This is a genomic window from Arsukibacterium sp., from assembly GCF_033721375.1.
Lineage (GTDB): Bacteria > Pseudomonadota > Gammaproteobacteria > Enterobacterales > Alteromonadaceae > Alishewanella.
This window is the reverse complement of record NZ_JAWWAP010000006.1, coordinates 297,915-321,041: the sequence shown is the minus strand read 5'-3', so window position 1 is coordinate 321,041 and position 23,127 is coordinate 297,915. Positions and strand designations below refer to the sequence as shown.

At 52.4% G+C, this 23,127-nt stretch carries 20 protein-coding genes; 16 read left to right on the top strand and 4 right to left on the bottom strand.

Going from position 1 to position 23,127, the window contains the following annotated elements; genetic code table 11:
- Nucleotides 1-11: 11 nt before the first annotated feature.
- Complete coding sequence (locus tag R3187_RS11610) at nt 12-2,303, top strand: DUF5916 domain-containing protein (RefSeq protein ID WP_318967210.1); 2,292 nt, start codon at nt 12-14, stop codon at nt 2,301-2,303.
- Nucleotides 2,304-2,339: 36 nt separating this feature from the next.
- Here R3187_RS11610 and R3187_RS11605 read toward each other — a convergent pair whose 3' ends face one another.
- Nucleotides 2,340-2,918 carry an NnrU family protein gene (locus R3187_RS11605; RefSeq protein WP_318967209.1) on the bottom strand — a complete coding sequence of 193 codons (579 nt, stop codon included), beginning with the start codon at nt 2,916-2,918 and terminating at the stop codon, nt 2,340-2,342.
- Nucleotides 2,919-3,221: 303 nt separating this feature from the next.
- On the opposite strand from R3187_RS11605, the gene R3187_RS11600 reads away from it, so the two are divergent.
- Both R3187_RS11600 and eno read left to right on the top strand, forming a co-directional pair.
- Nucleotides 3,222-4,859 carry a CTP synthase gene (locus R3187_RS11600; RefSeq protein ID WP_318967208.1) on the top strand — a complete coding sequence of 546 codons (1,638 nt, stop codon included), beginning with the start codon at nt 3,222-3,224 and terminating at the stop codon, nt 4,857-4,859.
- Between the two features lie 59 nt (nt 4,860-4,918).
- Nucleotides 4,919-6,211, top strand: a complete 1,293-nt coding sequence (gene eno / locus R3187_RS11595) for a phosphopyruvate hydratase (protein ID WP_318967207.1) — start codon at nt 4,919-4,921, stop codon at nt 6,209-6,211.
- Nucleotides 6,212-6,269: 58 nt separating this feature from the next.
- Here eno and R3187_RS11590 read toward each other — a convergent pair whose 3' ends face one another.
- Nucleotides 6,270-6,794 (bottom strand): DUF1569 domain-containing protein, encoded by a 525-nt coding sequence (locus R3187_RS11590; protein ID WP_318967206.1) that lies wholly within the window; start codon nt 6,792-6,794, stop codon nt 6,270-6,272.
- 105 nt (nt 6,795-6,899) lie between these two features.
- On the opposite strand from R3187_RS11590, the gene R3187_RS11585 reads away from it, so the two are divergent.
- From R3187_RS11585 to R3187_RS11535, 11 genes are all read left to right on the top strand, one after another.
- On the top strand, nt 6,900-7,559 hold the full coding sequence (locus R3187_RS11585) for a hypothetical protein (RefSeq protein WP_318967205.1): 660 nt from the start codon (nt 6,900-6,902) through the stop codon (nt 7,557-7,559).
- Nucleotides 7,560-7,660: 101 nt separating this feature from the next.
- On the top strand, nt 7,661-7,966 hold the full coding sequence (gene ftsB, locus R3187_RS11580; RefSeq protein ID WP_318967204.1) for a cell division protein FtsB: 306 nt from the start codon (nt 7,661-7,663) through the stop codon (nt 7,964-7,966).
- Nucleotides 7,963-8,718: a 2-C-methyl-D-erythritol 4-phosphate cytidylyltransferase gene (ispD, locus tag R3187_RS11575; RefSeq protein WP_318967203.1), complete on the top strand. Its 756-nt coding sequence runs from the start codon at nt 7,963-7,965 to the stop codon at nt 8,716-8,718. Before ftsB ends, ispD begins: the two co-directional genes overlap by 4 nt.
- On the top strand, nt 8,715-9,197 hold the full coding sequence (ispF, locus tag R3187_RS11570) for a 2-C-methyl-D-erythritol 2,4-cyclodiphosphate synthase (RefSeq protein WP_318967202.1): 483 nt from the start codon (nt 8,715-8,717) through the stop codon (nt 9,195-9,197). The genes ispD and ispF overlap by 4 nt, the downstream gene beginning before the upstream one ends.
- On the top strand, nt 9,194-10,252 hold the full coding sequence (gene truD, locus R3187_RS11565; protein ID WP_318967201.1) for a tRNA pseudouridine(13) synthase TruD: 1,059 nt from the start codon (nt 9,194-9,196) through the stop codon (nt 10,250-10,252). Before ispF ends, truD begins: the two co-directional genes overlap by 4 nt.
- Before the next feature lie 15 nt (nt 10,253-10,267).
- On the top strand, nt 10,268-11,020 hold the full coding sequence (gene surE / locus R3187_RS11560) for a 5'/3'-nucleotidase SurE (protein WP_318967200.1): 753 nt from the start codon (nt 10,268-10,270) through the stop codon (nt 11,018-11,020).
- A 2-nt stretch (nt 11,021-11,022) separates the two neighbouring features.
- Nucleotides 11,023-11,661 carry a protein-L-isoaspartate(D-aspartate) O-methyltransferase gene (locus R3187_RS11555; RefSeq protein WP_318967199.1) on the top strand — a complete coding sequence of 213 codons (639 nt, stop codon included), beginning with the start codon at nt 11,023-11,025 and terminating at the stop codon, nt 11,659-11,661.
- Nucleotides 11,662-11,694: 33 nt separating this feature from the next.
- The gene (locus R3187_RS11550; RefSeq protein ID WP_318967198.1) at nt 11,695-12,582 is read left to right on the top strand and encodes a DUF368 domain-containing protein; all 888 of its coding nucleotides are present in this window, start codon (nt 11,695-11,697) and stop codon (nt 12,580-12,582) included.
- A 22-nt stretch (nt 12,583-12,604) separates the two neighbouring features.
- Entirely contained in the window at nt 12,605-13,495 is an 891-nt protein-coding gene (locus tag R3187_RS11545) for a peptidoglycan DD-metalloendopeptidase family protein (protein WP_318967197.1), read from the top strand.
- 116 nt (nt 13,496-13,611) lie between these two features.
- Nucleotides 13,612-14,613, top strand: a complete 1,002-nt coding sequence (rpoS, locus tag R3187_RS11540; RefSeq protein WP_318967196.1) for an RNA polymerase sigma factor RpoS — start codon at nt 13,612-13,614, stop codon at nt 14,611-14,613.
- Nucleotides 14,614-14,797: 184 nt separating this feature from the next.
- Complete coding sequence (locus R3187_RS11535; RefSeq protein ID WP_318967195.1) at nt 14,798-17,470, top strand: M14 family metallopeptidase; 2,673 nt, start codon at nt 14,798-14,800, stop codon at nt 17,468-17,470.
- Nucleotides 17,471-17,510: 40 nt separating this feature from the next.
- On the opposite strand, the gene R3187_RS11530 is transcribed toward R3187_RS11535, so the two are convergent.
- Both R3187_RS11530 and mutS read right to left on the bottom strand, forming a co-directional pair.
- Nucleotides 17,511-18,674 carry a benzoate/H(+) symporter BenE family transporter gene (locus R3187_RS11530; RefSeq protein WP_318967194.1) on the bottom strand — a complete coding sequence of 388 codons (1,164 nt, stop codon included), beginning with the start codon at nt 18,672-18,674 and terminating at the stop codon, nt 17,511-17,513.
- Nucleotides 18,674-21,292, bottom strand: a complete 2,619-nt coding sequence (gene mutS, locus R3187_RS11525; protein WP_318967193.1) for a DNA mismatch repair protein MutS — start codon at nt 21,290-21,292, stop codon at nt 18,674-18,676. The genes R3187_RS11530 and mutS overlap by 1 nt, the downstream gene beginning before the upstream one ends.
- Nucleotides 21,293-21,324: 32 nt before the next feature.
- On the opposite strand from mutS, the gene R3187_RS11520 reads away from it, so the two are divergent.
- Together R3187_RS11520 and recA are read left to right on the top strand one after the other, a co-directional pair.
- Nucleotides 21,325-21,825 (top strand): nicotinamide-nucleotide amidohydrolase family protein, encoded by a 501-nt coding sequence (locus tag R3187_RS11520; RefSeq protein ID WP_318967192.1) that lies wholly within the window; start codon nt 21,325-21,327, stop codon nt 21,823-21,825.
- 53 nt (nt 21,826-21,878) lie between these two features.
- Entirely contained in the window at nt 21,879-22,922 is a 1,044-nt protein-coding gene (gene recA / locus R3187_RS11515; RefSeq protein ID WP_318967191.1) for a recombinase RecA, read from the top strand.
- Nucleotides 22,923-23,127: the final 205 nt, after the last annotated feature.

Below are 23,127 nucleotides of genomic sequence, written 5' to 3'. Positions count from 1 at the left end.
TTGGGAAGTTCATGCCGTCCAGTTTCTACACCGCCGTTGTCACCGTTTTATCTGTTATCAGTTTATTGCAAAGCGTGGTTAGCCCGGCGCAGGCGGCAGAGATACCGACATTGCTGCCAGAGACGATAATCACCGTGGACGGCCAGTTGGATGAGCGTGCATGGCAGGATGCCAGACGAATTAACATCAACTTTATTACCTTACCTACTGATCAGGGCGTATCGGATATTGCTACCGAGGCCCGGGTTTTTGATGATGGCGAGATTTTGTATATCGGTTTTATTGCGCCTGATCCACAGCCTGAGTTAATCCGGGCCTTTTATCGTAATCGTGACAACATCTGGAATGATGATGTGGTGGGGGTAAAAATTGACCCTTACAATAATAAGCAATTGGCGTATCAGTTTTTTGCTAACCCGCTGGGTAGCCAGGCAGATTCGATTGAAAATGCCCAGACCGGCCATGAGTCGGCCAGTTGGGATGGGTTCTGGCATGCAGCAGGCCAGCTGACCGATAACGGTTATCTGGTGGAAATGGCGATTCCGTTTGCGGTAATGAATTTCCCGCCACAGCCAGGCCTGAAAACCTGGGCGCTGGAATTTGTCCGCTTTATGCCACGCGATCAGCGGCTGCGGTTGTCCAGTGCCAGAATAAGCCATGCCAATAAATGCTGGGTATGCCAGATGCCGGCGTATCAGGGGTTTGCAAAGGCCAAAAGCAGCACCAATGTCATTATTGCGCCGTCGGTAGTGGCCGGGCGCAGCGAGCAGCGCGAGGTGCATCAGCAGCAAAACTGGCAGGGTGAAAACAATGTTGAGCTCAGCCTGGATGGCAAATGGGCCGTTACGCCTGATATTACGTTAAATGCCACGCTGAACCCCGATTTCTCGCAGGTCGAAGCTGATGCGCAGCAGTTATCGGTCAATAATCCGTTTACCCTGTTTTACGCCGAAAGCCGGCCGTTCTTTACCGAAAATGCTGATTATTTTGCGACACCCTATAACCTGGTGCATACCCGCAATATCAGCGCGCCGAATATCGGCGCCAAGGTAACCGGCCGCACCGGAGCACACACCTTTGGCTTTTTTGCGGCAGATGATGACAGTACCACCCTGGTATTACCCGGTAATCTGGGCTCAGATATTGCGGTGTTAGAGAATGCCAGCCACAATCTGGCGGCGCGTTACAGTTTTGCTTATAACAACAGCATCAGCGTCGGTGCTATTGCGACCTGGCGCGACGCCGCTGACTACTCCAACAGCCTGACCGGGCTGGATGCGAATATCCGCTTAACTGCCAAAGACACCTTAAGCCTGCAATGGTTGTTCAGTGAAACGAGTAACAGTCAGCAACTGGCGCTGCACGGTGAAGCATTGCAGCGTTACGGCGATGAACAGCCCTTAACCGGCCAGGCTTACCGGCTGAATTACCAGCATTCCGAACGCACCTGGCGCTGGTTTGGCCGCTATGATGCGCGTAGTAAAGGGTTCCGCGCCGATTTAGGCTTTATGCCGGAAACCGACTGGAATAAATTTACCACCGGCGGTGAGTACATCTGGTATCTAGCTGATGACAGTCTGTTTAACCGGGTGCGTATCACCGGCGACTGGGATACCACGCATAATGCCGCAGGCGAATTTATTGAGAGCGAAACAGAAGGCTATGCCGGTATTTTCGGCCCGCTGGGCAGTTATCTGGAACTGGGGGCGTATCAGCGCGAGCGGGTAGGGCAGCGGCTGGATAACAACTCACTGGCTATCAGTGGCAATACCGAGCGTTTTAATGAGCAGGGCGGGTCGGTACTGGCTGAGGTTGCGCCGGCCGCCGGTATGGTGTTTTTTGCTTTCTGGCAGCACGGCAGCGCGCTTGATTTAACCAACAACCGTTTGTCTGATCAAAACCGGGTAGAGCTGGAAGGCCGCTATTCGTTCAGCCGGCATCTGGAGCTGTCATTAAGGCATAACCTGACCACGATGGACTATCTGTCGGCCAGGGTATTTACCGCGAATCTAACCGATATGCGGCTGACCTATCAGTTTTCAAACCGCAGCGCTTTGCGTCTGGTTCTGCTGTATACCGATCTGCAGCGTGAATTACAGAACTATCAGCCACAGTGGCAATCAACTCTGGATGCCCGCAGCCGTCAGCTGAATAAGCAGTTGCTGTATTCGTATAAAGTAAACCCGCAAACGGTATTTTTTGTCGGCTACAGTGACGGCAGTTTGCAGGATGATGAGCTAAGCCGGATCACACCGTCTGAGCGCAGTGCCTTTTTAAAATTCAGCTATGCCTGGCAACTGTAATGCAGGCATAGCGGACGGCATGGCTGAATAACCGGTTCAGGCAAAGGGGCTGGCACCAATTAACAGCTGATGCAGATAAAAAGCAAAGATGAAATATAACAGTACCCCGGCAAACAGCGCCAGCATATCGCGACTGACCCGTCCTGGCGCGGCGGTGAAGCCCTTTGCTCTGTCCTCACGCCGGCAATAGATAAAACCGGCTACCGCCCAGCTTAAAAAGCTGCCAAACAAGATAACATCGGCCAGGGTGCCGTTACTGATCAGGTGGGCCAGCGCCCAGACTTTTACAGCCAGCAGCATAGGGTGGTGCAGCCGGGCCTTTAAACGGGTACCCGGCAGATACGTTGCCACCAGCAATATCATCGCCGGCAGCATTAGCAGTGCAGCCAGGTGCCGGGTCCAGACTGGTGGTAGCCACAGGAGCAGCGGATCAGCCCGGCTCAGACTGTAGCCCCAGACAATAAAAATCAAAGCGATTAACGAAATAACAGAATACAGCGCCTTGTAACCCGGCATTCCCAATTGTGCGATAAGCCTGTCCCGGTAATGTGGGGTTAACCAGCGAAAGGTATGGCTGGCAAAAAATATCAGCAGGCCGATTAGTAATACAAACATGGCAGTCTCCGTTTGGCTCATAATTTAAGCGTAGGCGATTTTTTTAAATATAACAGCGCGCTAAAACGCTGGCCGCCAGTTTGCTGCCAGATGCTGACCAGCAAGAGGGAACAGTTGCTATCAGATTAAATCATCCTGGTCTGCAGCTTTACATTGAGTGGCTGGCAAGCCTTTGCTATACTTTCCGCCCGTCCTGATACCAATTCTTGCACACCTGTTACAGCCCAGTGTTAACCCACCGGCGAAGCGGTGTTGTTGCAGTGTTGGTATTTCTCTATTGATTAACATTGTCTCAGGGGTCTCATGACTACAAGATATATCTTTGTGACGGGTGGCGTGGTTTCCTCCTTAGGTAAAGGCATTGCAGCCGCATCGCTGGCGGCAATTCTGGAAGCGCGTGGCTTAAAGGTTACCATCCTCAAACTTGACCCCTATATTAACGTCGACCCGGGCACGATGAGCCCCATTCAGCACGGTGAGGTCTTTGTCACCGAAGACGGTGCTGAAACTGATCTGGATCTTGGCCACTACGAGCGGTTTATCCGCACCAAAATGACCAAGCTGAATAACTTTACCCAGGGCCGTATTTACGCCGAAGTGCTGCGTAAAGAACGCCGCGGTGATTACTTAGGCGCCACCATTCAGGTTATACCGCATATTACCAATGAGATTAAAAACCGGGTGGTGCGTGGCGCAGAAGGCTACGATATTGCGATTGTTGAAATTGGCGGCACTGTCGGTGATATTGAATCGCTGCCCTTTTTAGAGGCTATCCGCCAGCTGGGTACCGAAGTGGGCCGGGAGCGCACCTTATTTATGCACCTGACCCTGGTGCCTTATTTAGGCACTGCCGGTGAAATTAAAACCAAGCCGACTCAGCATTCCGTAAAAGAGCTGCGCTCTATTGGTATTCAGCCCGATATTCTGGTCTGTCGCTCAGACCGCGCTATACCAGCCAATGAGCGGGCGAAAATTGCCTTATTTACCAATGTTGAAGAAAAAGCCGTTATTTCCTTAAAAGATGTTTCAAGCATTTATCAGATACCGGCCTTATTAAAATCGCAAAGCCTGGACGATTTAGTCTGCCGTCGTTTTCATATCGAAGCCCCGGAAGCTGATCTGGTTGAATGGGAGCAGGTGCTGTATCAGGAGTCGAACCCGACCGGCGAGATTACCATTGGTATGGTCGGCAAGTACGTTGAACTGCCGGATGCCTATAAGTCAGTAAACGAAGCGCTGGGCCATGCTGGTCTGAAAAACCGGGTTAGCGTCAATATTAAATATATCGACTCGCAGGATGTGGAAAGCAAAGGCGTAGCAATCTTAGCCGGGCTCGATGGCATACTGGTACCGGGCGGCTTTGGCGAGCGCGGTATCGAAGGCAAAATTCTGGCTGCGCAACATGCCCGCGAACAAGGTGTACCTTACCTTGGTATTTGTCTGGGAATGCAGGTCGCGCTGATTGATTATGCCCGCAATGTTGCCGGCATGACCGGCGCCCACTCGACTGAATTTAATAAAGATACAGCCTTTCCGGTGGTCGGTTTAATTACCGAATGGCTGGATGCGGCCGGTTCAGTGGAAACCCGCTCTGATGAATCAGACTTAGGCGGTACTATGCGCCTGGGCAGCCAGAACTGTAACCTGATTGATAATACCAAGGCCCGCGAGATTTATGGCAAAGCAGTTATTCAGGAGCGGCATCGTCACCGTTATGAAGTGAATAACAACTTACGGCCAAAACTAGAAGAGGCTGGGTTAGTGGTATCGGGCTTATCGGCCGATAATCAACTGGTTGAGATGATTGAAATTCCATCGCACCCGTTTTTTGTTGCCGGTCAGTTCCACCCGGAATTTAATTCGACCCCACGTGATGGTCACCCGCTGTTTCAGGCGTTTGTCGCTGCGGCGTACAAATTCCAGAAAAAGCAACGCGTATAACTTTTGCTAAGCCGGGCGGATGTCCCGGCTTTTTCGTTTTAGAACAGGGGATAGCTAGCATGTCTGAAATTGTAAAAATTATTGCCCGTGAAATTATGGACTCACGCGGTAACCCGACGGTAGAAGCCGATGTGTATTTAGCCAGTGGCGCGATGGGCCGTGGCTGTGCGCCATCAGGTGCCTCTACCGGTTCACGCGAAGCGTTAGAGCTGCGCGACGGTGATAAAGGCCGTTACTTAGGTAAAGGCGTGACCAAAGCGGTCGCCAATATTGATGGTCCTATCCAGAGCGCATTAAAGGGTAAAAATGCTTATCAGCAGGCCGAAATTGACCAGATCATGATTGATTTGGATGGCACGGATACCAAAAGCAAACTGGGTGCTAATGCGATACTGGCGGTATCACTGGCGGTGGCCCGCGCTGCTGCTGCCGATAAAAAGATCCCATTGTACCAGCACATTGCCGATTTAAACGGTACGCCGGGCGTTTACAGCATGCCGGTACCGATGATGAATATTATCAACGGTGGTGAGCATGCCGATAACAACGTCGATATTCAGGAATTTATGGTGCAGCCGGTTGGCGCCAAGACCTTTGCTGAAGCTTTGCGGATGGGCGCGGAGATTTTCCACAGCCTGAAAAAAGAGCTGCAAAAGCGCGGCCTGAATACGGCAGTGGGCGATGAAGGTGGCTTTGCACCAGATCTGAAATCAAACGAAGAAGCCCTGAGCGTCATCGTTGAAGCGATAAAAGCGGCCGGTTACCAGATGGATAAAGACGTGACGCTGGCGCTGGACTGTGCGGCTACCGAGTTCTACAAAGACGGCAAATATGTGCTGGGCGGCGAGAACAAAAGCTTCGACTCCTTTGGCTTTAACGACTATTTAGCCGGTTTAACTCAGCGTTATCCTATCGTCTCGATTGAAGATGGCCTGGATGAAAGCGACTGGGACGGCTGGCAGGACTTAACCAATAAAATTGGCAGCAAAGTGCAGCTGGTCGGTGATGATTTGTTTGTTACCAACACCAAAATTTTAAGCCGCGGTATCGAGCAGGGCATTGCTAACTCAATTTTAATTAAGTTTAACCAGATCGGTTCGTTAACCGAAACCCTGGCTGCAATTAAAATGGCTAAAGATGCTGGCTTTACTGCGGTTATTTCTCATCGCAGTGGCGAAACCGAAGATGCCTTTATCGCTGATTTAGCGGTAGGCACCGCCGCCGGCCAGATTAAAACCGGTTCACTGTGCCGCTCGGACCGGGTAGCTAAGTATAACCAGTTACTGCGTATTGAGCAGGAGCTGGGTACTAAAGCGCCTTATAAAGGCCGCAGCGAAATTAAAGGCCAGTAACGGCTGACTGTTTCCGGGTTACCTAAATAACAAAGCCACCGTCAGGTGGCTTTGTTATTTATTGCGGGCCGATACTGATTTGGGCTAAATGGCTTTGCAGGTGCAGATGGTGCACGCTGTAGTACTGTGCTTTGGTCAGGCTGCCAAAGGCAAAGTGTGGCTGCATCTGGCCTTGCCAGTCCATAAACTGTTGCACAGTGTAAATCAGTTCCCGCAGCGCCACGTCGTTAGGCAGGGCCGGCTCCAGCGGCGGTGCCCCCGGGATGGCTTCATCCAGTGGGTGGTGCAGGGTACCGGTTGCGGCAAAAGCGTTAACAGCCAGTTTGCCAATCGTGTACTGAAATAACGGCGAGTGGGCTTGTGGATAGCCATATATGGAGTAACTGATACTCTGAGCACAGTGTTGCAAAATCTGGCTGGCATTCCAGCGGCCGCTGCTGGCTAAGCGCTCTGGTGGTAAGGCTTTCAGTTGCACCAGAATATCTGACAGCGGATAAGGCCGCAGCGTGGCCACCAGTTTACTGGTTAAAATAAGTGCTACCGGTGTCAGTACACTGGCTTTAATAAATTGACGGCGGTTCATAAACGATGACTATCAAGGTTGTTCGATACGCTAAACTAGCATTTTTTATAGGGTTGCTGCCACTTTTGCTTTTACAAGGGACAACCGATTGGCTAACATCAGCGGATGATTGAGCCTCTGAGCAACCAGCCACATTTCTGGCAGGTATCCAGCGATAACCAGACTTATACCGAGCTTTGCAACGCTTTGTATGAGCGTGAACTGCTGCGTCTGGCAAAAATGAGTGCGGAGCAGTTGCCGTTGTTGCAAAAACGCCTGGCCGCGCTGCCGTTTTATATCCGCCGGGCTGCGGCCAATATTGTTAGCTGTCAGAGTGAGCTTAAGTTGGACAGTCAGAATGCGTCCTGGTTTTATAAACAGCCTGCCAGCTGTCCGGCCCGTAAACAGCAGGCCGATCCTATTGCCAGTTTCTACCAGAAAGCGGCTAAACCGGGTCTGATAGTGCCGGTTTACGTCGAGCAGCTGACCCAGGAACTCATTGTGCTGGATACAGTAGATGAGGTGGATACCGCAGGTGAGCGGCTGCATTGTAACGAGCATGGCTGGTTCAGCTTTAATGGTACGCCGCTGCAGAGTGACAACGTTAGTAAGTTTTTATTAAAACCGAATAAGGCCATTGTTACTGCGGCCTGTTGCGGGCATCAGTGGTCAAATAATGAACGAAAAGCCCCCAGGGTGCTGAGTTTACGGGAATTGTTATTAACCAGCAGGTTAAACTGGCACAACTTCGCTAAACCCTATCAGGCACCCCGCGCCCCCAAATAAGCCGCTAATCGTTAATTTTTCATGCTATCGCCGCAATTAGGGCTTTGCAGCGCGGGTGCAAGCCAGCATAATAAAGCCAGATTATTAACAGATACTGGCTTATGCGACTGCTCACCGGAATATTGCTGATCCTTTTTTGCCTGCTGCAATATCGTTTGTGGTTTGGTCAGTATAGCGTGACCGACTATCTGCAGCGACTGGACGAAATTGCCACCCAGCGTGCCAGCAATCAGGAATTACAGAAACGTAACCGGATGTTGATGGCTGATGTAACCGATTTGCAGCAAGGTCTGGAAGCCATTGAAGAGCGGGCGCGCAATGAGCTGGGCTTAATAGGTGAAGACGAAGTGTTTTTCCGGATAGTGCAGACTGAAGTGCAGCAGGTTCCGGCAAAGGACAAACCATGACCGCAGCGCTCGTCCCGGCCATCGCCGCTGTGATCCCCGCTGCCGGTGTCGGTAAGCGAATGCAGTCCGCTATCCCGAAACAATATTTAACCCTCCATGGTAAAACCATTCTTGAACACAGCGTCGGGCGGATTTGCAGTCATCCACTGCTGAGTGCGCTGTGGTTGGCACTGGATAAAGCCGATCCCTATTTTGCTGCGACCTCGTTGGCGGACAAGGCAGTTGAGCGGGTAGCCGGCGGTAGCGAGCGCGTTTATTCGGTGCTGAACGCGCTTAAGCAAATTGATGCCAACGTTTACCCCTGGGTTCTGGTGCATGATGCAGCGCGGCCGCTCATCCGCGAAGCCGATATCACAACTCTGATTAACCGTTGCCTGCAAGCAGGACATGGCGGCATTCTGGCCTGCCCGGTGCGCGATACCATGAAACGCGGTATTGCTGCAACGAGCGGCAACCTGGTGGCCGGCACAGTGGAGCGTGAGCAACTATGGCATGCACTGACTCCGCAGTTGTTCCCGACCGGGCAACTGCGCCAGGCGATAACCGACGCATTGACTGCCGGGGTAACCATTACTGATGAAGCGTCAGCAATGGAGTGGGCTGGCCAGCCGGTATTACTGGTAGAAGGCCAGGCTGACAATATTAAAATTACCCGCCCGGCGGATTTAACCCTGGCGGCCTATATTTTTGATCAACAGCGTCTTGAGCAACAACATCTGGAGCAACAACAGCTGGAGCAGACAACTACATGAATTTTCGGATAGGTCATGGTTTTGACGTGCACGCTTTTGGCGGGCCAGGCCCGGTAACCCTGGCTGGGGTAAAGATTGATTATATCGCCGGCTTAGTGGCACATTCTGATGGCGATGTGGTGCTGCATGCGGTAGCTGATGCGTTGTTAGGCGCACTGGCCCTGGGTGATATTGGCCATCACTTTCCCGATAACGACCCGGCATATAAAGGTATTGATAGTCGTATTCTGCTGCGAAAAGTATTTACTGACGTCCAAAAAGCCGGTTATCAGCTAAATAATCTGGATGTGACTATTATGGCGCAGGCACCCAAAATGGCGCCGCATATCAATGCGATGCGCCAGAATATGGCTGCCGATTTAGCGGCGGACATCAGCCAGATAAATGTCAAAGCGACCACGACCGAGCAGCTGGGGTTTGTCGGGCGCAAAGAAGGTATTGCTGCCGAAGCCGTGGTGTTACTGGTTAAGCCGCAATGAGTGCAGTCGCAAGCCCGCAATTACCACAATGGCAGTATTTGTATGGTAAACCTGCTGTCACTGCCACTATCCGCAGTGCGCCGGAACATTTTATTGTTGATGAGCAACTGAACTTTGAACCCAGTGGCAGCGGCGAGCATCTGCTGCTGCAAATTGAAAAGCGGGGCCAGAATACTCAGTATGTCGCCAGGCAATTAGCCCGCCTTACCGGCCTGCGAATGCGCGATATCAGTTATGCTGGTTTAAAAGACCGTCATGCGCTGACCCGGCAATGGTTTTGTTTTAAATGGCCGATTAAGCAGGAGCTTAACTGGCAGGACTGGCAAATTGAAGACAGTCGCATTTTACAGGTGGTTCGCCATCACCGTAAATTGCGGTTGGGCGCGTTAAAAGCCAACCATTTTCAGCTGACCCTGACCGATGTCAGCAACCCCGAAGCCTTGCTGGAACGGCTGGCGCAGATTAAAAACGGGGTACCAAACTATTATGGTGAGCAGCGCTTTGGCCGGGCAGGTGCTAACCTGGCCCTGGCAGACAGTTTGTTTGGCGGTGAGAAAATAGCCGACCGCCAGATCCGCGGCCTGGCGCTGTCAGCCAGCCGCTCTTATTTGTTCAATACTGTGTTATCAGAACGGATTGCCCGGGGCTTGTTTAATCAGGTGCTGGACGGTGATATTCTGCAATTAGATGGCAGCGGCTCAATTTTTCAGGTCGATAACGCCGACAGCACTTTGCAGCAGCGACTGCTTGCCGGCGATGTTCATCCCACGGCACCTTTGGTAGGGCTGGAGGGGGCTGTCGTCAGTCAGCAGGCTGAGCAACTGGAGTGTCAGGCGCTGGCGCCTTATCAGCGCTGGTGTCAGGGCCTGGTTGACTACCGGTTACAGGGGGCACGGCGCAGTATCAGGCTGGTACCGCAAAACCCTGGCGCAGCAGTAACAGCAGACAGTGTTAGCTTAAGTTTTGCCTTGCCCGCGGGTTGTTTTGCGACCAGTGTGCTGCGAGAATTAGCCTGCTATAGGGATGGCAGCCGGCCATTGGCCGAATTGGACTAAAGATGTGGAGTTGCTATGCGAATTTTACTGAGCAATGATGACGGAGTGTACGCCAAAGGCATCCAGGTATTGCAGCAAGCGCTCTGCCAGATAGCTGAAGTGACCACCGTCGGCCCCGATCGCAATTGCAGCGGGGCCAGTAACTCATTGACCTTGCTCAATCCATTACGTGCTCAGACGCTCGATAACGGCTTTATTGCTGTTAGTGGTACGCCTACCGATTGTGTCCACCTGGCGATTAGCCAGTTATTGGATTTCACCCCCGATTTAGTCGTTGCCGGCATAAATCATGGCGCTAACCTCGGTGACGATGTGTTGTACTCCGGCACCGTGGCTGCCGCTACCGAAGGCCGCCATCTTGGCTTGCCGGCGATAGCTGTATCACTGGCCGGTCGGGAAGAAGCGCATTTTGCTACCGCGGCGCACGTTACGGTTGAAGTGATTAAAAAGCTGAAGTCGCATCCACTGCCCGCCGATCAGATTTTAAATATTAATGTACCGGCTATTGCGCTTAGCGAGTTAAAAGGCATTATGGTTACCCGGCTTGGCAGACGACACAAAGCAGAAACCATGAGTAGTGATACTGATCCCTGGGGCCGGAAAATATACTGGTACGGCTCATTAGGGCCAGAGCTGGATGCGGGCGAGGGGACTGACTTTTACGCCATTGCTAATGGCTATGCATCGGTAACACCGCTGCATGTCGATATGTCGGCATATAAAAGTATGGATACGCTGGAGCAATGGTTAGCGGGGATCAGGTTGTAATTATGGCAGTAGCAACAGCCCGCAGTGCAGCGGTATTAGCACAAAAATTGCGCAGTGAAGGGATCAGTGACAACGCGGTATTACAGGCCGTGTCGCAGGTGCCCCGTCATTTATTTGTCGAAGCGGTGCTGGCCCATAAAGCCTACGAAAATACGGCCTTGCCAATCGGCCAGGGCCAGACCATTTCCCAGCCTTATATCGTGGCGCGGATGACCCAGTTGTTACTGCAGGGCAAAGCGCCGGGCAAGCTGTTGGAGATTGGCACCGGCTCGGGCTACCAGACCGCTATCCTGGCCCATTTATTCAGCCATGTCTGCTCGGTGGAGCGAATTAAAGCGCTGCAATTTCAGGCCAAGCGCCGCTTGCAACAACTCGACTTACATAATGTGTCAATGAAACATGGCGATGGCTGGCTTGGCTGGCCCAGTAAAGCACCGTTTGACAGTATTATTGTTACCGCTGCGCCGGCTGAAGTGCCGGCCGCTTTATTACAGCAGTTAGCAGATGGTGGCCGGCTGGTTATTCCGGTTGGCGCGAAAGAACAGGTGCTGAGGGTGTATCAGCGTAACGCTGATTCGTTCAGCAGTCAGGATATTGAAGCGGTGCGCTTTGTGCCGCTGGTGCCGGGTGAATTAGGGTAACGGACAGGTAGTAAGAGGCGGTAATAACGGATTATGAAACATTATTTGCAATGGCTGATTAAAGGGCTGGCAATGGGCGCTGCTGATGTGGTGCCCGGGGTGTCCGGTGGCACCCTGGCATTTATTCTGGGGGTTTATGAACGGCTGTTGGCCGCTATCAGCGCCGTTAATATAACTGCAGTAAAATTATTACTGCGTGGTCGACTCAAAGCATTCTGGCAGCACATTGACGGCACCTTTCTGTTGTGTTTATTCAGCGGCATTTTACTTAGTATATTTTCGCTGGCCAATGTCATCAGTTATTTGCTGATACACCGGCCGGTACCATTATGGGCCTTTTTTAACGGCCTGATTCTGGCATCATTGCCGGTATTGTTGCGCAGTGTCAGCTGGACGATGGTGCGGGGGCTGTTATTGTTGCTTGGCGTGATGTTTGCGGTGGTGGTTGGCTCACTGGCACCGGTGCAACTCGAACCTGCACCCTATATATTCTTTCTGGCAGGTGCAATTGCTATTTGCGCGATGATTTTACCGGGTATCTCTGGCAGTTTTATTTTACTTATTCTGGGCATGTACGCGCCGGTGATGCTGGCCGTGACTGAGCTGCAGTTTGGCATACTGGCATTGTTTGCCAGCGGCTGTCTGATTGGGTTACTGAGCTTTTCAAGATTTCTTAACTGGTTGCTTAAGCATTATCATGATGCCACCCTGGCACTGTTAACCGGGGTTGTTGTCGGGGCCTTGTATCGGATCTGGCCGTGGCAGTTTCAGCAACAACTGCTGAGTCCCGGCCAGTATCAGCAACTGGCAGACAGCGATTTTCTGCTGGCGGTGGTTGCCTGTGTTGCCGGGATCCTGGTGATCACTCTGTTGCTGAATTTGGAACGTCTGTTTTATCAAGCCGGCAAAGGTGCTGAGTAAGGAGTAGCATATTAAACGGATAATGGACCGGTGGCTTAATGCAATACTGCCTGTGGTGCTGGTAACAGCACTGGCTGCTTGCACTTCAAGCTCCGGTCCGGCTCCGGTAACCACACTTGAGCTGCGGGAAAACCCTTACCGGGAGCGCAACCGGGGGAGCCTGAATGCCAGCCAGTATCAGGTACAGCGCGGTGATACCCTGTATTCAATCGCATTTCGCGCCGGGTTGGATGTGCGTACCCTGGCCGGGCGCAATAACATTTCCAGCCCCTACACTATTTACCCCGGGCAGAAAATACAGCTGTCAGCGCCGGCAGCGACGAAAAACAGCCGCAATCCACGCAGCACGCCGGCTGCTAAACCCGTGGTGGCTAAATCCGCCAGCGCAGGCCGCAGCAGCGTTGTAACTAAGAAGTCAAACCAAACAAAATCAAATAGTTCAGCAAAAACCACTAAACCTGTTGCGTCGTCAAATCAAACACGTTATGGTCAGACTACACCTGCAGAAAGTCGCCAAAAAACCGCGAATAATACCTCAGTTGGAAACAAGGTGCAATGGCACTGGCCGGTTAAAGGTAAAATAGTTTCGCGTTTTTCTACGCTGGAACATGGCAACAAAGGCGTGGATATTGCGGGGCAGGATGGCAGCAGAATAAATGCGGCTGCTGACGGCCTGGTGGTCTATGCCGGCAGCGCGCTGCGTGGCTATGGTAATTTAATTATTATAAAACATAACGACGACTACTTAAGCGCGTATGCGCACAACAAACGTATTCTGGTAGCAGAGCGACAACAGATTAAAGCAGGGCAGCAAATTGCTGAAATGGGCAGTACTGACGCAACTGACAGCCGGTTGCACTTTGAAATTCGCTTCAGAGGTAAGTCGGTAGACCCGTTACGATATTTACCCTGACATAGAGATACCGAGACAACGAGACTAACCGGTAAAGGTTAGCATTTGCACACAAGCACGAAGGCAGGAAGGTAGCTGAGTCAGACCCGATACCCGGCAGACGTGGGAGAAAGGATATGGGACTTAAAAGTGATGACGTTGTAGAGTCAGATGTAGAATTAAAAGATGACGAGCTGGCGGAGGATGTTGCCACGCTCGATGAAGAGATGGAGCCGGATGTTACCGAGCTGGTCGGCGAAGAAATTATCGCAGACGAAGTATTCGCTAAAGATGATAGTCAGAAGTCGATGGACGCCACTCAGATTTACCTGGGGGAGATTGGATTTTCGCCGCTGCTAAGCGCTGAAGAAGAGGTATATTTTTCCAGACTGTCGCTAAAAGGGGATGCCGCTGCCCGCAAGCGAATGATTGAAAGTAACCTGCGGTTAGTCGTTAAAATTGCCCGTCGTTATATTAACCGGGGCCTGGCGTTACTGGATTTAATTGAAGAAGGTAACCTTGGCCTGATCCGGGCTGTTGAAAAGTTCGACCCCGAACGCGGTTTTCGCTTCTCCACCTACGCAACCTGGTGGATCCGTCAGACCATTGAACGCGCCATTATGAACCAGACCCGGACGATCCGGCTGCCGATTCATGTGGTAAAAGAGCTTAATATTTATCTGCGCGCCGCCCGGGAATTATCGCAGAAGCTCGATCATGAACCGACCCCCGAAGAAATCGCCTCTGCCTTGGACAGGCCGGTAGCGGAAGTGCGTAAAATGCTGAAGTTAAATGAAAAAATAACTTCAGTCGATATGCCGGTAGCCGGCGCATCAGAAAAGCAGTTGCTTGACGTGATAGCTGACGAAAAAGAGCTGGGACCTGAAAACGAATTGCAGGACGAGGATATCCGCCAGCATCTGGTGTTATGGCTGGATGAGCTGAACCCGAAGCAACGCGAGGTACTGGCCCGCCGCTTTGGTTTATTGGGATACGAGCCTTCTACCCTGGAAGATGTTGGCCATGAAATTGGTTTAACCCGGGAGCGGGTGCGGCAAATTCAGGTGGAAGCGCTGCGCCGCTTAAAAGAAATTGTCACCCATCAGGGCTTAAATATTGAAACCTTGTTTCAGGATTAGTTGTTAATTGTATTGAAAACGGGCGCTGTGGCGCCCGTTTTTATTGCAGCCGTTAATGATTGATTAAACGCCTGACTTAGCCCTGGCACTGTTGGTCGCAATCAGTAGCGCTTCATGTTGCATCTTTAGCGTGCGCCGCTTAGCGTATCGATATTAATCTGGCAACAATAAAAAAGGGTTTTCCATGTCTCTATTCAAAACTACTGCGCTGCTCGCCGCTTTGGGCTTGTGCTCAGCCGCCAGTCTGGCGGTACCGGTTTTTCCAAACAGTGATTACAACCAGACTGTTCGATCAGTTGAACAGGTGCTGGGCTATCCGCTGGGCGACCGGATTTCTGAGCCCGGGGCGATAAAACAGTATTTTGAACAGCTGGCAGCGGCGCATCCAAAGCAAATAAAGCTGGTGCCTTATGGTCAGAGCTGGCAGGAGCGGCCACTGTATTATGTGGTGATTGGCAGTGAGCAGCATATCAGCAGGCTGACTGATATTCAGCAGCAGATGCAGCAACTGGCTAATCCACAGAACCTGACCGAGCGTGATGCGGCGCAGCTGATTGACGCGCTGCCGGCCAGTGTCTGGATTGCCAGCTCGCTGCATGGCAATGAAATAAGCCCGCCAGAGTCCGCTATGGCGCTGGCCTATCACTTACTGGCTGATCAAAGCCCGCAAACGGCCGGATTACTTGAAAATACCCTGGTATATATCGACCCGCTGCAAAACCCGGATGGTCGCAGCCGTTTTGTCAGCCGTTATTATGCCACAGTTGGCCTGGAGCATTCAGCCGACCGGCGCTCTGCCGAGCATAATGAGCCCTGGCCTAATGGTCGGACTAACCACTATTTATTTGATATGAACCGCGACTGGATTTCATTAACCCAGCCGGAAACCCGGGGCCGGGTCAAAGCGCTGCAACAGGTATATCCGTTGGTGTTTGTCGACTCACATGAAATGGGCGGCGATATGGGCTATTACTTCAGCCCGGAAGCCGAACCGTACAACCCGCATATTCAGCCAAATCAGCGCCAGAGCCTGCAATGGCTGGGTAAAAACAATGCCCATTGGTTTGATAAGTTTGGATACGATTATTTTACCCGGGAAATTTTCGACGCGTTCTACCCGGGCTACGGCGCCAGCTGGCCGTTGTATCACGGCAGTATTGCCATGACTTACGAGGTCGCGTCAGCCCGCGGCCATAAGTATCGCAAGGCGGATGGTGATATTCTGACCTTTGCTGATACGGTGCAGCGCAATTTTGTTGCCTTTATGGCCACCATCGAAACCGCCAGTCAGCGTGCGCCCGCGCTGTTAGAAAACTTTTATCAGTACCGCAAAGACGCCATTAAACAGGGCAGTACCGGCCCGGTACAAAGCTATATTTTCCCGGCTGAACGCGACATTGCCGGCCATATTAAATTAAGCGCTGTGCTGAGCGAGCACGGCATCACTGTCGGCAAAGCGACTGAAGCCTTTAAAGCCTGCGGTCAGAGCTATCAGGCCGGCAGTTATGTGATTAATGCCGCGCAGCCAAGCTATCATTTAATCCGCACCCTGCTGGACGATACCGTGCCGATGGATAAGGAGTTTATAGCCAAGCAGGAGCAGCGCCGGGCGAACAATCTGCCGGATCAGATTTATGATGTGACCGCCTGGTCACTGCCGCTGATGTATAACCTGGCAGTAGACCGCTGTAACCGTCAGGTTAAGGTTGCCACCACAGCCGTTAGCAGTGAGCGAATCCTGGCTGGAAGCGTGACTAATTCAAAACCTGACTATGGCTATATAGTTCCGTGGGGCGATATGGCGGCGGCCCGTTTTGCCAGTGCGGCATTGCAGCAGGGCTTAACACTGAAAAGCAGTGATTTAGCCTTTACCCATCAGAACGGCCAGCGTTATCCGGCGGGTTCACTGATTATCAGTAACGCCGATAATGGGCCGGAGCTGGCGGCTACTATCGGGCAACTGGCAACAGAGAGTGGTGCGACGGTAACCGGCATAAACAGCAGCTGGGTTAGCGACGGGCCTAATTTTGGCTCGGTTAATGTGAAAACCCTGCCTCAGATAAATATTGCCATGCTCTGGGATGAGCCCGCTAATCCGCTTAGTGCCGGCAGTGCCCGCTTTATCGTCGAGCGTAATTTAAATTATCCGGTAACGGCCATCCGGCCGGCGCAGCTGGCAGGGGCAGATTTAAGCCACTATCAGGTATTAATCGTGCCCGCCACTAGTCGCGGCAGCTATCAGCAAGCGCTTGGCAGCAGCGGCCAGGCAACACTTCGCAGCTTTGTAGAGCGTGGTGGGGTGCTGATTGCCCTGGGCAATGCCACCGATTTATTAATCGCCGGTGACACGCCATTGTTAAGCAGCAAACGTGAATACAAAGTGCGGGAAGGAGAAGCCAAAAAAACCGAAAAAGACAGCATGGTTGCCGGCAGTATTATTAAAAACCCGGAAGAGTATCAGCAGTGGCTGGTGCCACAAAAGGCTGATCCGGACTGGGTGCCTGGCTTTATTGCCCGTGCTGACGTTGACCCGCTGCACTGGTTAACCGCCGGTGTGCCTGCCACTGTTAACAGCCTGTATGTTGGTAATCAGGTGTATCAGCCACTGACAATTGCCGATGGCCGTAATGTGGTCAGCTTTGCCACAGCCGAAAATCTGCTGGCCGGCGGCTTTGTCTGGCAGGAAAACCGGGAGCAAATCGCTCATAAGCCGCTGGTGATGGTGCAGGCCGTTGGCAAGGGCCAGGTAGTCAGCTTTACCCAGGAGCCGAACTTCCGCGCTTATGTCGATGGTATGCACTTACTGTATATTAACGCGATATTCCGCGGTGCAGCGCATGCTAACCCACTGCGTTAATTAACAGGTGCCGGCTTTAATTGCCGGCACTGTCTTTTTGTTAAACACTGGCTCGTTGTTGAATAAGTACCGTCAGGGCGCCGGCGATTAAGCCCCAGAATGCCGATGCCAGACCAAAAAAACTGGCACCGGAGGCGGTCACCAGTAAGGTGATCACCGCCGCATCCCGGTATTTCGGATCGCTGGTGGTCGTCGCCAGATTAGCGGCAATGGTGCTGATCAGCGCAAGGCCAGCCAGCGCCGCTACCATTTCGGTTGGAAATGCAGCAAACAGCGCAACCACAGTGGCGCCGGCTAAACCGGCCAGTAAGTAAAATATCCCGGCAGCAATGCCGGCAATATAGCGCTTTGCTGGTTGTGGATGCGCCTCCGTGCCGGTACAGATCGCCGCGGTAATGGCGGCCAGATTTATCGAAAACGCGCCAAAAGGCGCCAGCAGCAGGGTGCTGAGCGCAGTGCTGCTGATAAGCGGTGATACCGGCGTCTGATAGCCACTGGCCCGAAGCACCGCCACCCCCGGAATATTCTGCGAGGCCATTGTGACCAGCAGCAATGGCAGACCAACCCCGATAAGGGCACTGATTGAAAATTCCGGCGTGACCCAGACCGGCTGTGCCAGACTCAGGCTGACGTCTGATAAATCCAGGCTGCCAGCAACGACTACCATGATAATGCCGCTTAGCATCACCAGCAAAATGGCATAGCGTGCAAAAAACACTTTAGCGATTAGATACACCAGACACATAATGCCGACTAACAGGCCCTGGCTTTGCATTGAGCTGAACACAGCAAAACCAAACTGCAGTAAAATGCCGGCCAGCATCGCACTGGCCAGTGGCAGCGGAATAAGTTTAGTCAGCTTTTCAAACCAGCCGCTGATACCAATAATAAGCCCCAGCACAGCAGTGAAAATAAACACCCCGGTGGCCTGCTCAATGCTCAGTCCCTGCAAGCTGGTCGCCAGCAGTGCGGCGCCCGGTGTTGACCAGGCCGTGATCACCGGCGCCTTGTAATACCACGACAAACCAATACAGGTTACCGCCATCCCAATACCGAGCGCCAGCAGCCATGACGCCATAATTTCATTGCTGGCACCGGCTGCGCTGGCTGCCTGAAACACAATGGCCACTGAGCTGGCAAAACCGACCAGCACCGCAACAAAACCGGCAACGACTGCCGATAAACTCAGATCTTTTAATACCATCAGGCTTCCTTCGCATCCCGGCTCAGTTGATACAGTAAATCCAGAGCCTGGCGGGCACTCAGCTCGTCCGGGTTAATGGCCGCAAGCTGGCGCAGTAACGGGTGCTCAGTTGGGATTAGCGATAGTTGTTGCTGCTGCTCAGGCTGCCGCGCCGAATTGGTTTGTGCTGTTATTGGTGCAGCTGCTGAGGGTTGCAGCTGGTCCCTGCCTTGTTGTTCCAGCTGGCTGAGCTTTTGTCTGGCCTGGTTAATAACGGCTTTAGGCACGCCGGCCAGCTGGGCGACCTGCAGGCCAAAGCTTTTACTGGCAGCGCCATCCTGCACATGGTGCATAAATACTATTTCATCGCCATGCTCTACTGCATCTAAATGGACATTAACCACGCCGTCCAGCGTGGCGGCCAGTTCGGTCAGTTCAAAATAATGGGTGGCAAATAAGGTCAGGGCTTTTATCCGGGTGGCCAGATAATCAGCACAGGCCCAGGCCAGGCTCAAGCCATCATAGGTGCTGGTACCGCGGCCAATTTCATCCATCAGCACCAGACTATGTTCAGTAGCATGGTGCAGAATCGTTGCTGTTTCACTCATTTCCACCATAAAGGTCGAGCGGCCCGATGCTAAATCATCAGAGGCACCAATCCGGGTGAAAATGCGGTCAATCGGGCCGAGCACGGCGCTGGCGGCCGGCACATAGCAGCCGATATAGGCCATCAGGGTAATCAGCGCGGTCTGGCGCATATAGGTGGATTTACCGCCCATATTAGGTCCGGTGACCATCAGCATCCGCCGGCTGGCATTAAGATTTAGCGGGTTGGCGATAAAAGGCTCAGTCAGTACCTGTTCCACCACCGGGTGGCGGCCTTGCTCAAGTTTAATGCCCGGCTGGCTTTGTAATTGCGGCCGGCAGTAATTAAGGCTCAGCGCGCGCTCGGCAAAGGTGCACAGCACATCAAGCTCGGCCAGTGCCTGCGCCAGCTGCTGCAGCTGACTTAAATAAGGACTTACCTGCTCAAATAATTGCTCATATAACTGCTTTTCCAGCGCCAGCGCCTGGCTCTGGCTGCCCAGCACCTTATCTTCATATTCCTTTAACTCGGGAATAATATAGCGTTCGTTATTTTTCAGGGTCTGGCGCCGGATATATTCGGGCGGTACTTTGCTGTCGCTGCTGCGGCCGGTTTCAATATAATAACCATGCACCCGGTTAAAGCCGACCTTTAGCGAGGCGATGCCGGTACGCTCGCGCTCGCGCAGTTCCAGTTCAGCCAGATAATCGGTGGCGCCGGTAGCCAGTGCCCGGAAATGATCCAGCTCGCTGTGGTAACCATCGGCAATCACGCCGCCATCGCGGATAAGGACCGGCGGCGCCTCGACAATGGCCTCGGTTAACAGTTGCTGTAGCTCAGGCAGCGGCTCACTGTCCCGGGCTATCCGTTGCAACAGTGTGGTAGTGGCAAAGCGTAAATCCTGCGCCAGCGCCGGCAATTGCGCCAGCGCCTGGCGCAGCCTGGCAAAATCGCGTGGCCTGGCACTTCTGAGCGCCAGCCGGGCAATCACCCGTTCAATATCGCCAATATTTTTCAGTGCCGGCTGCAGACTTTCAACATCATCAGTCAGTTCCTGCACCGTTTCAAGCCGGGCATTGACGTCGGCCTGATTGCGCAGCGGTGCATGGATCCAGCGTTTTAATAAGCGTGAACCCATCGCAGTCTGATTGCGATCAAGTACCGAGGCCAGGGTGTTGTCATAACCGCCGCTCAGGTTCTGGGTAAGCTCCAGATTACGTCTGGTGGCGGCATCGAGCACAATATAATCGTCGGCCCGTTCCAGCGCGATAGCCCGGATATGCGGCAGGCTGGCCCGCTGGGTATCTTTGACATATTGCATCAGGCAACCGGCGGCCATCAGCGCAACCGGGGCCTCGTCGACGCCAAAGCTGAGTAAGTCTTTGGTACCGAATTGCTGGCACAATAAGCGTTTAGCTGTGGCCAGTTCAAATTCCCACTCTGGCCGGCGTCTTGCGCCTTTACGCTGCTGCAACAGTTCTGGCTGGCTGAATAATTCCGGGTACAGTAATTCTGCCGGATTAAGCCGCTGTAACAGGGCGGTCAGATCGCTGCTGCCGGTCACCTGGTTAATTAAAAAACGGCCGGCACTTAAATCGAGCTGGGCCAGACCAAACTGACCACGCTGCTCGTATACTGCACAGAGTAAATTATCCTGGCGCTCGTTTAACAGTGCCTCGTCGGTAACGGTGCCCGGGGTCACAATCCGCACCACTTTGCGCTCTACCGGGCCCTTACTGGTGGCCGGGTCGCCAATCTGTTCACAAATAGCTACCGACTCGCCCAGCTGCACCAGCCGGGCCAGATAACCTTCTACGGCATGGTAGGGCACGCCTGCCATCGGGATCGGCTGACCGGCGCTCTGGCCGCGTTTAGTCAGCGAAATATCCAGCAGCGCTGCGGCTTTTTTTGCGTCATCGAAGAATAATTCATAAAAATCACCCATCCGGTAAAACAGCAATATCGACGGATGTTCACTTTTCAGTGCCAGGTATTGCTGCATCATCGGGGTATGACTGCTTAGGGCTTGCTCCGGTTTCTGGTCTGACGGCATAATGTAACTCTGATTTCCCTGTTGGAATGGCTATGGTACCTGCAACCGATACTCAGCAACTTGCTGCCGAGCTGGGCGCACTATTATCCCGGAAAAAGTGGTTCGTCACCACAGCTGAATCCTGCACTGGCGGTGGCATTGCTTATTATTTAACCGCTGTTGCCGGCAGTTCTGCTTATCTGGACCGCAGTTTTGTTACCTACAGCAACAAAGCCAAACAGCAGCTACTGGGTGTGCGCAGTGCCACTTTATTACAATTTGGCGCGGTAAGCGATGAAACGGTAAAAGAAATGGCCAGCGGGGCCGCCGCTGCTGCCAATGCGCAGCTGGCGATAGCGGTATCCGGTATTGCCGGGCCGGGTGGCGGCTCTGTCAGTAAACCGGTGGGTACCGTCTGGTTTAGTTTCTGGCTGAACGGCGCGCTTAGCAGCCAGTTGCAATACTTTAGCGGCAACCGTGAACAGGTGCGCCAACAGGCGATTGATTATGCGCTTAAGCACAGCATCTTATTATTGACAGCCTTGCTAAACTAGACTACTGTACGAGCATACAGTGTTTATGCAAGCCGAATTTTCTGGAGTGAACAATGGACGACAATAAGCAAAAAGCCCTGGGCGCCGCCCTGACCCAAATCGAGCGTCAGTTTGGTAAAGGTTCTATTATGCGCCTGGGTGACAGCACGGCACTGGATATTGCCTCAGTATCAACCGGCTCGCTGGGGCTGGATATTGCGCTTGGTATAGGCGGCTTGCCGTACGGCCGGATTGTTGAAATTTATGGTCCTGAGTCATCAGGTAAAACTACCTTAACCTTGCAGGTTATTGCTGAAGCGCAAAAAGCCGGTAAAACCTGTGCCTTTATCGACGCGGAGCACGCGCTTGATCCGGTTTATGCTAAAAAGCTGGGCGTAAAAGTGGAAGATTTGCTGGTGTCACAGCCCGATACCGGTGAACAGGCGCTGGAAATCTGTGACATGCTGGTGCGTTCTGCGGCGGTGGATGTCGTCGTCGTCGACTCGGTTGCCGCGTTAACACCCAAAGCAGAAATTGAAGGTGACATGGGCGACAGCCATATGGGTTTACAGGCCCGGTTAATGTCACAGGCACTGCGTAAGCTGACCGGTAATATTAAACGCTCTAATACCTTATGTATTTTTATTAACCAGATCCGGATGAAAATCGGCGTGATGTTTGGTAACCCGGAAACCACGACCGGTGGTAATGCGCTGAAATTTTATGCCTCGGTGCGGCTGGATATCCGCCGGATTGGCTCGGTGAAAGAAGGCGATGAAATTACCGGTAATGAAACCCGGGTAAAAGTGGTTAAAAACAAAGTGGCACCGCCGTTTAAACAGGCCGAGTTTATTATTCAGTATGGTGCCGGTATTAATAAAAACGGCGAGCTGATCGATTTAGGTGTGGCTCAAGGGCTGGTCGATAAATCCGGTGCATGGTATGCCTATCAGGGCAATAAAATTGGTCAGGGTAAAGCAAACGCGATGAAGTATCTGACTGAAAATCCGGCGATTGCTGATGAAATTGAAAAAGAATTACGCAGCCGCTTGTTACTGAAACCGGGTGAAAAAGTAATTGAAGAGGCCATTCCGGCCGAGTTTGAAGCCGACTTGTAATACTTTTGTACTAGAAAAATGCCAGCAAATTTGCTGGCATTTTTGCTTTTTCAGCTTGCGGAAACCAGCGCAAATCAGCCTGATCAGAAAAGCAAGCCATGCGTTAAATCATTGAGACAGCGGCTAAAGCCGAAAACAGCATAAATATGCCTGTTTGAATAACGGTAACAAGAAAGACCTGGCTTGGCGCTAACCGAAAATTTTG